The organism is Oceanobacillus sp. FSL K6-0251, assembly GCF_038004725.1.
In the GTDB taxonomy this organism is placed as follows: Bacteria; Bacillota; Bacilli; order Bacillales; family Amphibacillaceae; genus Oceanobacillus; species Oceanobacillus oncorhynchi.
In genome coordinates, this window is record NZ_JBBORS010000001.1 from 3,779,207 (window position 1) to 3,792,316 (window position 13,110).

At 40.1% G+C, this 13,110-nt stretch carries 11 protein-coding genes; 1 reads left to right on the plus strand and 10 read right to left on the minus strand.

All coding sequences use genetic code 11. The annotated features are described in order from the left end of the window. Positions 1 to 513 precede the first annotated feature (513 nt). Complete coding sequence (gene rpiA, locus MKY45_RS18805; protein WP_042530051.1) at positions 514 to 1,194, minus strand: ribose-5-phosphate isomerase RpiA; 681 nt, start codon at positions 1,192 to 1,194, stop codon at positions 514 to 516. A 248-nt stretch (positions 1,195 to 1,442) separates the two neighbouring features. Here rpiA and MKY45_RS18810 point away from each other — a divergent pair, with 248 nt between their 5' ends. Next, entirely contained in the window at positions 1,443 to 1,682 is a 240-nt protein-coding gene (locus MKY45_RS18810; RefSeq protein WP_256705018.1) for a hypothetical protein, read from the plus strand. A gap of 201 nt (positions 1,683 to 1,883) precedes the next feature. Here MKY45_RS18810 and opp4A read toward each other — a convergent pair whose 3' ends face one another. From opp4A to leuB, 9 genes are all read right to left on the minus strand, one after another. Next, positions 1,884 to 3,731 (minus strand): oligopeptide ABC transporter substrate-binding protein, encoded by a 1,848-nt coding sequence (opp4A, locus tag MKY45_RS18815; protein ID WP_042530047.1) that lies wholly within the window; start codon positions 3,729 to 3,731, stop codon positions 1,884 to 1,886. Positions 3,732 to 3,844: 113 nt separating this feature from the next. Next, a complete protein-coding gene (locus tag MKY45_RS18820; protein ID WP_256705019.1) occupies positions 3,845 to 4,738 on the minus strand; it encodes an ABC transporter permease in 894 nt (297 codons plus the stop codon). Between the two features lie 30 nt (positions 4,739 to 4,768). Beyond that, positions 4,769 to 5,731 carry an oligopeptide ABC transporter permease gene (gene opp4B / locus MKY45_RS18825; protein WP_042530042.1) on the minus strand — a complete coding sequence of 321 codons (963 nt, stop codon included), beginning with the start codon at positions 5,729 to 5,731 and terminating at the stop codon, positions 4,769 to 4,771. A gap of 7 nt (positions 5,732 to 5,738) precedes the next feature. After that, the gene (locus MKY45_RS18830; RefSeq protein ID WP_193065373.1) at positions 5,739 to 6,671 is read right to left on the minus strand and encodes an ABC transporter ATP-binding protein; all 933 of its coding nucleotides are present in this window, start codon (positions 6,669 to 6,671) and stop codon (positions 5,739 to 5,741) included. Beyond that, entirely contained in the window at positions 6,658 to 7,665 is a 1,008-nt protein-coding gene (locus tag MKY45_RS18835; RefSeq protein WP_212928345.1) for an ABC transporter ATP-binding protein, read from the minus strand. The genes MKY45_RS18830 and MKY45_RS18835 overlap by 14 nt, the downstream gene beginning before the upstream one ends. Before the next feature lie 991 nt (positions 7,666 to 8,656). Further along, entirely contained in the window at positions 8,657 to 9,673 is a 1,017-nt protein-coding gene (ilvA, locus tag MKY45_RS18840; RefSeq protein ID WP_042530036.1) for a threonine ammonia-lyase, read from the minus strand. 77 nt (positions 9,674 to 9,750) lie between these two features. Beyond that, positions 9,751 to 10,332 carry a 3-isopropylmalate dehydratase small subunit gene (leuD, locus tag MKY45_RS18845; protein WP_212928346.1) on the minus strand — a complete coding sequence of 194 codons (582 nt, stop codon included), beginning with the start codon at positions 10,330 to 10,332 and terminating at the stop codon, positions 9,751 to 9,753. Positions 10,333 to 10,344: 12 nt separating this feature from the next. Beyond that, positions 10,345 to 11,751, minus strand: coding sequence for a 3-isopropylmalate dehydratase large subunit (gene leuC / locus MKY45_RS18850; protein WP_341173229.1), 1,407 nt, complete (start codon positions 11,749 to 11,751; stop codon positions 10,345 to 10,347). Positions 11,752 to 11,802: 51 nt separating this feature from the next. Further along, complete coding sequence (gene leuB, locus MKY45_RS18855) at positions 11,803 to 12,909, minus strand: 3-isopropylmalate dehydrogenase (RefSeq protein ID WP_212928347.1); 1,107 nt, start codon at positions 12,907 to 12,909, stop codon at positions 11,803 to 11,805. Positions 12,910 to 13,110 lie beyond the last annotated feature (201 nt).

The window sequence follows — 13,110 nt, forward strand, 5'->3', positions numbered from 1 at the left end:
AGTTCGTGCATAACCAGAGGAATGTTTGGTTAGAAAAATGGATTGTTATGATGGTGTTAGGGGATGATCTTAAAGTTTCGTTTCATACTTTTCGCCAAAAGAACGACCAAGAACATTACTTGGCCTTTAAAACCTCGGCGTTCTTGCCAAAGAGATGAAGCTAATTCTAGCGACGCTTTTTGATGGGACGAGTAATCGCAGTCCCAGAAGAAATACACGGAGACTCCTATGGGAATGCGCAGAGTGAAGACCCCGCAGAAAAAAAGTGACCTTCTTTTTTTCTACCCGCGGGGCATAAGTGCGACTATGCTTCTGTCTGCGCCTGACGGCTTGCCAATCAGCAAGTCTTCTTTAAAGGAGGCTGAGCTCAAGCCCACGGAAAGCGGAGTGTATTTCTGGGGTTGCGATTACTCACCCCATGAAACCCGTTGGAGCGGCTATATTCAGCATTTTTTATACACTTTCTTACCTGCATAAAAAGACCATCTTCATGATGATCCTTTATTTGCAAATTTATTTATCTTTTATCGTTACACCCTCTGAGCTTCCGATGATGACAGTATCCGCCATATCAATGAACAGACCAGTTTCCACCACACCTGCAATCGCCTGTATTTTCCGGTCTAAGTCAGCTGGATCCTCTATCCTTTCAAACGGACAGTCTACAATATAATTTCCATTATCGGTGACAAGCGGCTCTCCATCCTTCAAACGAAGCACCGGCACACAGTCAAGCTTCTCTATTTCATGAGCTGTACGTTCCCAGGCAAACGGCAGGATTTCTACCGGCAAAGCATACGCTCCTAAATGGTCAACCATTTTTGACTCGTCCACGATAATAATTAACTTCTCGGCAGCCTGCGCAATGATTTTCTCTCTAAATAACGCTGCACCGCCGCCCTTGATTAATTGAAAATCCGGATCCACTTCATCTGAGCCGTCAATTGTTACATCCAATTCCTTTGTTTCCGCAAAATTAGTCAGAGGAACGCCGAATTCCTTTGCCCATGCACCGGTCTGAATAGAAGATGGAATTCCTTCTATTTGAATGCCTTCCTGCTCAATTCTTTCACCTAAAGCGCGAACAAGCCAATATACCGTGGAACCTGAACCTAAACCGACTTTCATTCCATCCTTCACGAAGGTCGCCGCTTTTTCGCCGACTGCTTTCTTTAATTGCTCCTGTGTATTCATCATATTTGCCTCCTGAATGAAGATTCTTAATATCCGAGATGATCTGACGCTTATAAATTACTCATTATGTATCCGTATCCATTATAGCGCAAATGAGAGGTTTTAGAAATAATCAAATATGTGAGGGGAATGAAATTAATAGTAAAAATGATGATGGATTCCGCGTCAACCGCCAACTTACAAAGAAGTATTATTATGATATAATCCACCATATAGGGAACACTTATCGAGAAGGGAGTGAACTGGCAATGAGTTTAGCAGAGATTTCTCGGAATGAAGGCAAAGAAGAAGGCTTAAAAAAGGGAAAAGTGGAAGGAAAAACAGCACTGGCTAATACTGCTATTCGATTAATCACAAAATTCGTAGCTCCACCTTCAGAGGATATAAAGCAAAAGGTATACAAACAAGAAATAAGTACTTTAGAAACCATGATGAGTCCTATCGATGAATTTGAAACAATAGAAGACGTAAAACGATACTTGAAATAGACAAAGCACGGGGTTTCCCGTGTTTTTTGTATATTTAGAAGGTTAAACTTTACACTTCTTTTAATGAAACAAGCAGTCTCTGTCCGAAATTTTTTGTGAAGAAAGAAGAAAGAATCAAAACTGTTATAGATAATTACTCTTGACAAAGAATACCTCCAAAAGAAAAGACCCGCAAGCTGCGAGTCTTTCCCAATCATTCTATTAAGGCAATACTGGTTCGTCCTGAGTCACACCAACTTCATAACGAAGTATTTCCTGTCCTTCTTGTCGAATATCCCAATTTACTACGCGTTCGTTAACCGGAGCTAATTCTGCACGGTAAACCGTTGGGAACACAGGCACTTGTTCTACCATATATTCTTGCCACTCACTATACACTTCTTGTCGATATTCTAGATCCATCGCTTCTGGAGAAACTCCTTCTTCTAGAAGACGTGTATTTTCTTCATCCTCCCAGCGAGTGAAATTATATATTACATTTGGTCCCCATAAGCCTGTCGGGTCAACATCCGTTCCTACTGACCAAGCAGCTGAATAAACATCAATGTCTGGATCATCATTACCCTGCTGTCCAATTCGATCATAGAAATCATTAAATTCTAATAAACGTCCATCAATTTTTTCGACTTTAATTCCAACTTGTTCCCATGATTGGATATAATAATTTGCTAAAGGTTCTGCGGTGTCTCCGCCTTCCATCGTTGCATAATTAAGCACTAGCTCTTCTCCGTCTGGATTTTCACGGATGCCATCTCCGTCTACGTCTTCATAGCCGGCTTCATCTAAAATTTGATTTGCCATATCCGGGTCATAAGTTGGCGTTTCAATAGAGTCATCATGATAAATTTCATAGAAAGACGGCATTAATGTGGTTGCATTCCAACGTAATCCATTATAAAAGCGTTCTCCTACAGCATCATTATCTACTGCATACCACATTGCCCGGCGCAATTCGACATCGCCGACTTTTGAATTTTCTAAATCCATATCTACTTTTCCATTCTCATCATCCCATGTTCCTAGTTTAAATCCGACATATGAATAAGATCTGTCGAGTCTTCCTAAGAAATCTACATTTGTTAAAGAATCTACTACATCTGGATATTGATCCGTAGGGAAAGAATCCACCATATCTACTTCTCCAGTTTCCAAGGCCTGTACGACAGTTTGAGGAGCAATTACTTTTAGTGTTACTTTATCTAAAGAAGGCTCGCCTCTCCAATAATCCTCATTCTTCGTATATGTTACAGACTCACCTGGAGTGATAGATTCCACTTTAAACGGGCCAATCCCAATCGGGTTTTCACGTACCGCATCAGAAGAAGACATATCTGCTACTGGAATATCTTCAAAGATATGTTTTGGCAACGCATAAGACCATATTCCGCCTGAAAGTAAGGAAGGTGTTGCTTGTTTAAAGGTCATTTTCAAGGTTTTGTCGTCAATAATCTCTAATCCTTCTATACTATCTGCTTCCCCATCATGATATTCTTCTGCACCGACGAGGTTTACAACATCCCCATAACGCGGACCGTCATAATCCGGGTCAGCTATAACTTCAATGGCAAATGCCCAATCCTCTGCAGTTACTGGTTCGCCATCATGCCAATTAACTTCATCACGAATTGTAAAAGTAAATTCATTTCCTTCCTCATTGACCTCAAATTGAGCTGCACCCTCTTGAGTATAAGTGAACGTATCGTCAACTTCTAAAAGCGCCTCATCGAACCAATCAATTACTTCCGAATCATATACGTCTGAATAAAAATTAAAATTCAAGGTTCCAGCAAAAACGGTATCTGATACAAGTCCAAAATTCAACTCTCCGCCATCCATTGCTTCCCCTTCTTTACTAGGACTAAAATCAGCTATATCATATATCTCCCCATCAGCTTCTTCTGAATCATTATTTTCTTCTGAACCGCTATCTCCGCTATCTCCTCCTCCGTCACCCTCAGCATCATCAGAACCGCCGCTGCAGGCTGCAAGTACAAGAAGTAGAACCAACATCATTGCAAATAAAAGCTTGCTAAATTTTGCTTTACTCATCCTTGTAAACCTCCCTTTTAATTATATTTCTTTTACGCCGGCAAGGACTACCGGCAATATATACTAAACATCAAGCTGCTGTAAGCAATTGATGTAAGTAACAGAATAAATTTCTAACCTCTCCGTTGTCTTGCATCTGCCGCACGCCGCAATGCTTCTCCGACATTACGGACACTTAGCATTAATAATAGAATCAATACTGCAGCCGGCACCCATATCCACCAGCGAAATTCCAATGTTTGCGGATTTGTTGCATAAGCTAATAATGTTCCTAAACTCGGCGTATCCTCAGGAAAACCAAATCCTAGAAAGGATAATCCAGACTCTATTCCAATATTTTGCGCTAAATTTAACGTCATCGTTACGATAATTAAGGATGTAATGTTGGGTAAAACCTGTTTAAAAATAATGCTAAAGTTAGAAGAGCCTAATGTTTTCGATGCTTGTGCATAATCAAGCTCTTTCTCCTGCAATGCTTTGGAGCGGATTAACCTTGCTATTCCCATCCAGTTAAAGGCTGCCATAATGACAGCGAAAGTGAAGATATCATAACTTGGTGTCATCGTTACAAAAACAATAATAATCATTAGAAATGGCAATACCATAAAGAAGTCGATAATACGCATCATGAAATTATCGATGTGCCCTCCAAAATAACCAGATACAACACCAAAAGCGATTCCGAATACCCCGCTTATAACTGTTACTAAAAACCCAATTGCTAAAGAATTACGTGTGCCAATAATTAATTGGCCAAATACATCACGTCCGCCATAATCTGTTCCTAATATAAATTGGTCAGAAGGCGGTTCATTAATAGCGAATAGATCCACCGTCACAATTTCAGCCTGATCTAGAAATAAAGAAATTCCAAATACGAAAGCGGTAATTAAAATTAAGAAAATCAATGAAACCAAAGCCAGTTTATCCCGAACCAACTCCCTTAATAAGATATTAAGGGAAGAAGGACTCTTTTGTTCAGCAATTTTAGCCGTATTAGCTTCCATATATTATTCACCTCAGTGTCTGTCAAAATTCTATTTAATACGGATCCTCGGATCTACCATACCTAAGATAATATCCGATAATAAAGCACCTAAGATGCTGGCAATACCGAATAATAAGGTAAGTGCTGTCACAACACTAAAATCACGCTGCCCGATTGATTCTAAGAATAAAAGCCCCATCCCTGGATAACCGAAAATCCTCTCGACAAACACAGTACCTGTAATTAAAGATGTGATTTCCCAGCCAAAGAAAGCTGCAATCGGCAGGACTGAGTTCCGGAAAATATGTCTGTTATAAACACGGTTTTCAGAAGCTCCCTTTGCTCTTGCTGTAATAATAAAATCCTTTTGCTTTGTATCAACAATTTCACTTCTTAAATATTGCACCGTGCCGACAACAGAAATCAATGCGATGGATATTCCTGGTAAAAGTGAATGATTTAATTTACTCAGGTAATATTCCATTGTCCCGGGTTGCATTCCAGGAGCCACACTGCCGCTTGTCGGAAACCATCCCAGCTGGTACCCAAAAATCCAAAGAATAACTAAAGCGAATATAAAAATAGGTGTAGCAAAACCAAGGTAGGTGTAGCCTGTAATTGCTGAGTCCAAAGGCGAATCATTATAACGCCCGCTGATAAGTCCAAGCGGGATGGCAATTAAATATGTAAATACAAGTGCAACAACAGATAACAGGACTGTATTATTTAATCGCTCAGAAATGACCGCTGTTACATCCGTTTTAAATCGATAGGACTGTCCTAAATCTCCCTGTACCAGGCCAGTAACCCAATCTGCATATTGGATATACCATGGATTATTAAGCCCTAACCGCTCACGCTGAATTTCCAAAGCTTCCTGTGTAATTGTCGGATCAATCAAACCGGTGAGTGCATCCCCAGGCATAAGCTGTGCCATAATAAATACAAGCACACTTAAAAATACAATTTGGGGAAATGTAATTAATAGCCTTCTAACAATAAATTTCCACATAGACGAATCAACCTTTCTCTGGCAAAGCAACTTTATGAGTGCTAGAAATAGACTGAAGACCGAAAGCCAGCCCGTTACCGTCAAAATACCTATCATAAGACTCACGATATTCTTTTGCTATTTCTTGCCGGAATTTAAATTGCCTCTCACGATTTTTAGGATCAATATCGGGAATAGCTGCAATTAACCGTTTTGTATAAATGTGCTGTGGGTTTTCAAAGATGTCTTTTGTGCTGCCCTGTTCCACATACCTTCCTTTATACATGATTGAGATATTGTCACACATATGCTTTACCACTCCCAAATCATGGCTGATAAAGAGATAGGTTAGATTCAATTCTTTCTGGATTTCCTGAAGAAAATTAAGCACCTGCGCCTGTACAGAAACATCCAAAGCAGACACAGGTTCATCTGCAATAATCAGTTTCGGTTTTAAAGCAATCGCTCTGGCAATTCCGATACGCTGTCTCTGCCCGCCAGAAAATTCATGCGGATATTTAAAAATACTGTCAGAACTCACATTAACGATATCTAAAAGCTCCTGTACACGTTTCCTCTCTTCTAATTTTGATAATTTTTCATAGTTCCGAAGGGGCTCTGCCACAATGTCCAATACCCTTTTTCTCGGATTTAACGAAGAATAAGGATCTTGAAAAATCATTTGGACATCTTTTCGGAAATCTTTGGTTTTTGCTTTTTTATCAGTAACGTCTTTTCCATTAAACAATACTTGTCCAGAGGTCACATCTTCCAAACCAATAATCGCACGCCCTGTGGTTGATTTTCCAGAACCAGATTCTCCTACCAATCCATATGTCTTCCCTTGCTCCAGTTCAAAAGACACCCCGTCAACCGCACGTATATGATCAACCGTTCGATTTAAAATTCCACCCTTAATCGGGAAGTATACTTGTAAATCTTTCACCTCAAGAAACGCCATTTTCCTGTTCCTCCTTATTATCCGGGAAGTAAAAATGCTTATAACAAGTACATCTGACAAAATGCCCAGGTTCCACTTCATGTAAGTCTGGGTTCTCCTCGTGATGAGATGCATCGACCCAAGGGATACGCTCTGCAAAACGACAGCCTGTTCTCGGCAGGTTTTTTAACGTCGGCACAACACCTTGAATCACATGAAGCCTGTCCTGTCCTTCTGTCGGCACCGAATTTAATAAGGATCTTGTATAAGGATGAAGCGGATTAGCAAACAACTTATCCACAGGTGCTATTTCTACAATTTGCCCAGCATACATAACCGCCACCCGGTCAGCCATTTCCGCAACAACGCCTAAATCATGAGTAATCAAAATAATCCCTGCATGTATTTTTTGTTTTAATTCTTGGATTAAATCAAGAATTTGCGCCTGAATCGTCACATCCAAAGCAGTAGTCGGCTCATCAGCAATCAACAGCTCTGGATCATTGGCAATTGCAATTGCTATAATGACACGCTGCCTCATCCCACCGGATAATTCATGTGGAAATTGCTCATAAACTCGCTCTGGTCTTGGAATGCCTACTAAATTAAGCAATTCAATCGTGCGTTTCTTTCTGCCCTGCTGCCCCAATTTTTTATTATGCAAAAATAAGTTCTCTTCAATTTGTCTGCTAATGGGCATCAATGGATTTAATGCAGTCAGCGGATCCTGGAAAATCATCGCCATCTCGTCTCCGCGTATTTTGTTCAGCTTCGATTTTGGCATCTTAACAATATTTTGATTATTTAACGAAATTTCTCCCTCTATTTTCGCTCTCGTGTGTAAACGCATGATTGAAAATGCCAAAGCGCTTTTTCCTGAACCGGATTCTCCAACAATCCCCAATATTTCATTTTTATTCAACGTAAGCGTTACATCATCCACCGCTGCGTAATATTCATCGTCAATCCGAAAAGATGTTTTAAGGTTTTTTATTTTTAACAATTCATTACTCAAACCCGTGTCCCCCCTTACTCAAATTGTTTTCTCTACGCTGTATGAATCTCTCCCTAAAAATTTCAGCCCCCTCCTTTTCTATTTATTGAATACTCAGATGACAAAAATTTGAGTAATTTCTGAATAAAAAAATGCATGTACACTCATTCATTTTAATTAATTCCTAACTAAAAAGATTTGTACAAACATTCCTGGTCTAAGCTCTGCTCTTCTACTAAATCATATCTGTTTTATCACGGAGAACCGTCCGTTATCTCCCTGAATCACTCAACTTCCACTGGCTGAAGTTTCGTTTTATAATTGCTGCAGCAATCATCTATGATATAAATCTAGTGCACCGATTAAGCGACTGTTTTATCTCGTATAACATTATGTAGTATGATAAAAGTATAACTGTTGAAATTTTTCTGAAAATTGTCCGTAAATAAACGAGAATTTTATCGCTTTAATACAGTAAAATCTATTCTATTTTCTCTCATCTCTGGCTCTTATAAAATATTGCATTTTTATTTCAAAAAGCTAAAGTTCGAAAACTTATCGTAAACAAACCTTAATATACTTTGAAATTATAGTTTATAACCTCCCTAAAATCAATAGGTTTTGGCAAAAAATAAAATTGGAAACGATATACATTTTTTCCTTTACGACATTAAAATCCTTTAAAACCAAGGGCTTATTCCAATAATTTACTACAAAAACCGGAATAATTTTTTTCATTCTTTCTCTTTTCTTTCGTGTCGTTTTATCGGTCAGAGTCATCTACATACCGTCATTTTTAACATATATTAACAATCTAATAAAGGTGGATATACCTTTAAAACAGGATTAAATTGGATATTTTAACGTTAAACATTTATCTATTATCTTGAAATGATTTTAGAAAATGCAACAAAATTTGATTTTATCTGCAGACCTTTTTGTTTCTATTCATTTTTCACAACACTAAAAAACTTCATTCCATAAGGTTTCCCTTACGGAATGAAGTTTCATTTTACAAAGCGACATATGATTTAACTTTTTTTGGCTTATACTTTTCGGATAACTCTTGAATTCGCTGCATGTTCCCGATATCGAGGTTCCCACCACTCACGATGACTCCGCAATGTCTAGAACGAAGCTGATGATGATGTGCGAATAGGGCTGCCAGAGCGGCTGCTCCAGCTCCTTCCATCAATGTTTTATTCCGTTCAAGCATATATATAATCGCTGCAGCAATTTGTTCATCAGTTACAGTGACAATATCATCGACATATTCCCGGATGATCGGTAAAGTATGCTTTCCGGGTTCCTTTACTGCAATACCTTCTGCAATGGTGTTCACCTGCGTCCATTTTTTCACCTGTTTAGTGCGATAGCTGTCATAAATAGCTGCAGCTCCTTCAGCCTGTACACCAATCACTTTGATATTTCGGTTGATATGCTTAGCAGCAACTGCAATTCCACTGATTAAACCGCCGCCGCCAATTGGTACTAAAATCGTATCGATACGGTCTTCCTGACGCAGCAGCTCCATAGCAATAGTACCTTGTCCAGCCATAATATCATGATCGTCGAAAGGATGAATATAGGTTGCGCCAGTTTTCAGCTGATGCTCCAGTGAGGCCTGATAAGCTTCTTGAAAGCTCTCTCCTGTCAGGATAACATCTGCACCATAATTTCTGGTTGCATTCACTTTCGCAAGCGGTGTGCCCTCTGACATAAATATTGTTGCCTTCACACCTAATTTGGATGCGGCATGTGCAACTCCCTGCGCATGATTTCCGGCAGATGCAGTAATAACACCATTCTCAAGCTCTTCATCTGTCATCTGCATCAGTTTGTAGCTTGCGCCCCGAAACTTAAATGCACCCGTTTTTTGCTGATTTTCCATCTTACAATAGACATGCTTCCCTACTAATTCATCTGTTGTATGTGATGTTAACAGCGGTGTTTGATGAACAATTGGCTTTAATTTCTTCCATGCTTGATATACTTTTTCACCAGTTAAGCGATCCCCAAGTGAATCCACACTCCTTCAGTCCTCTTATTCATTATAGTTTTCTATCTATCTCTCTATTTTCTCATAATTAAAGCTGCTTATCATCTCTAAGCACGTTTTTCTTCAAATGCCTTAATGGCATCTTCTTCTAAAAGCGTCAGTGCGATATCGTCCCAGCCGTTAAGAAGCTTTTCCTTATGGTAAGCTGGAATATCAAAGGAAACAACCGTGCCATCTGCATCTGTAATTTTCTGATTTTCTAGATCAACATCCAGGGTTAAACCATCTTCCGCTTTTTTCATCCATTGCTGCACCTGTTCTTCATTCATCTTTATTACTAATATGCCGTTTTTCAACGAATTATTATAAAAAATATCGGCAAAGTCCGGAGCAATAATTACTTTAAATCCGTAATCCTCCAATGCCCATGGTGCATGCTCACGGGAGGAGCCGCAGCCAAAATTATCGCCTGCTAAAAGCACTGTAGCATTTTCATATTTGGGCTGATTTAAAACAAAATCATCACGTAAGTTCCCGTCATCGTCAAAACGCCAATGGAAAAATAAAAATTTACCAAAGCCGGTGCGTTCAATTCGTTTTAAAAATTGCTTCGGTATAATCTGATCTGTATCTACGTTACTGCGATTTAACGGAGCAGCAATTCCTTTATGCTCTTTAAAAGCTTCCATCATCTACTCCTCCTAACTCGGTACTCCAACATATTTTCTCACGTCTACAAAATGTCCTTCAATGGCTGCTGCAGCCGCCATTTCTGGACTTACCAAGTGTGTGCGCGCTCCATTTCCTTGTCTTCCTTCAAAGTTCCGGTTTGACGTCGATGCACATCTGCCGCCAGCAGGGACAATATCATCATTCATTCCCAGACACATACTGCAGCCTGAATTTCTCCACTCAAATCCGGCATCTATAAAGATTTTATCAAGGCCGATTTCCTCCGCCTGCTGTTTTACCAAAAATGATCCAGGTACCACGATTGCTTTAATACCGTCTTTTACCTTCTTGCCTTCTACAATTTTCGAGGCTTTTTTCAGGTCACTCAATCGGGAATTCGTACAAGACCCAATAAAGACATGATCGACATGAATCGATGTGATCGGCTGATTTTCTTCTAAATCCATATAGGTCAGAGCACGTTCTACTTCGTCCGGATACTCTGAGTTGGCAATTGTCGGTGTAGAAGCATTGACTGGCACGCCCATTCCAGGGTTTGTTCCCCAAGTTACCTGTGGTTCAATTTCGTCTGCATAGATGGTAACGGTATGATCAAATTCTGCACCTTCATCTGTTGCCAGTGCTAACCATTCTTCTGCTAAAGCTTCAAAAGCTTCTCCTTCTGGAACCATTTCACGGCCGCGAAGGAATTCTACGGTTGTTTCATCCGGACTGATTAAACCGGCACGTGCGCCAGCTTCAATGGACATATTACAAACCGTCATTCTCTCTTCCATCGTTAATTTACGAATGGCGTCACCAGTGTATTCCATTACATATCCTGTTCCAAAACGAACGCCGAATTTTGCAATAATCGCCAGAATCAAATCTTTCGCTGTCACTCCAACACCTAAATCTCCAACGACTTGAACATTCAATGTTTTAGGTTTGTCTTGCCAGATTGTCTGTGTTGCCAAAACATGCTCTACTTCACTGGTTCCAATCCCAAATGCAAATGCTCCAAATGCTCCATGTGTGGATGTATGGCTATCCCCGCAAACAATGGTTTTTCCCGGTTGGGTTAAACCTAACTGCGGCCCAATGATATGGACAATCCCTTGATCCGGATGATACATATCCGCCAGCTTCACGCCAAAATCGGCACAATTCTTTTTTAGAGCTTCCATTTGTTTTTTGGAAATTTCGTCCTTCATGTTTTCTCTGTTAATAGTTGGAACGTTGTGATCCATTGTAGCAAAGGTTAAATCCGGACGCCTTACCTTTCGTCCATTCAGCCTTAAACCTTCAAACGCCTGCGGAGACGTTACCTCATGAACAAGATGCTGGTCGATATATAAAAGAGCCGGCTTTCCTTCCTCTTCTTTTACAACATGCTTATTCCAAATTTTTTCAAATGCTGTCAAAGCCTTTCCCAATTTCTACACCTCCGAAACGATACATATCGTCCTTAAAATAGTTCAACTTCCTTATACATAAGAGCTACAAATTGAATCAGAAATACACTTTGTCGTTAAATTTTCGATAATCGCTTCTGTTATTTCATCTGTACTCATTTGTTTGCCATCTTTAATTTTTAAATCTGCTGTATGATAGCCCTGCTCCAGGCAATCCATCACCGCGGATTCGATTGCTTTCGCTTCTTCCTGCATCCCCAGGGAGTATTCCAGCATTAATGCCGTGGATAAAATCATGCCGATTGGATTCGCAATCCCTTTTCCAGCGATATCAGGAGCTGAACCATGGACCGGCTCATACATTCCTAAACCGTCTGTGCGGACACTTGCTGATGGAAGCATGCCAAGCGATCCTGTCAGAACCGAAGCTTCATCGCTTAAAATGTCGCCAAATAAATTCTCTGTGACAACTACATCAAATCCGCTTGGATTGGTAATCAGCTTCATTGCAGCGGCATCTACCAGCAAATGCTCTACTTCTACATCTGGATAACCAGCTGCTTTTTCATTCACGATTTCTCTCCAAACCCGGCTGGATTCTAATACATTTGCTTTATCCACCGAAGTTAAATGCTTATTACGGATTTGTGCAGACTCAAAGCCCTTTTCTACGATTCTTTCAATCTCGTGTCTCGAATAAGCGAGTGTATCTACCACGTCTTCTCCATTGTTTCTGCGTTCACTAGGTTCGCCGAAATACAAACCGCCAGTCAATTCACGAACAATCATCATATCAGAATCTTTGACAATTTCTTCTTTTAAAGGAGAGGCATGTAACAGGGGCGGGAATGTCTTCACAGGGCGCAGATTTGCAAATAAGCCTAAGCCTTTGCGAATTCCCAGCAACCCTTTTTCCGGTCTGAATTCCGGCGGCTGATTATCCCATTTAGGACCTCCCACTGACCCGAGCAAGACAGCATCTGCTTCGTTACATGCATGAAGTGTATCATCTGGCAATGGCACACCATAACGGTCAAGAGCATCTCCGCCAATTGCACACTCCTGGAGAATAAACCGATGATGATATTCACTTTCAATCGCTGCGAGTACCTTTTTTGCTGACTCCATAATTTCTTTACCAATTCCATCTCCAGGTAACAGGACAATTTTCTTTTCCATTATTATTTCTCCTTCTTCTTACTCGTGAACGAGCTGTTTAATAGTAGTATTCTTTTGAACAAAGTAACATTTCACCGCTTGAACAAATGCATTTATGGAAGTTTGTCGAAACACGTCGCATCTCCTGCAAATCATTCGGCATCTCCAAACTCCCCTTTTACCTAAGAAAGCCTGTTTACACCTGTTTCGACAATTTCCTCA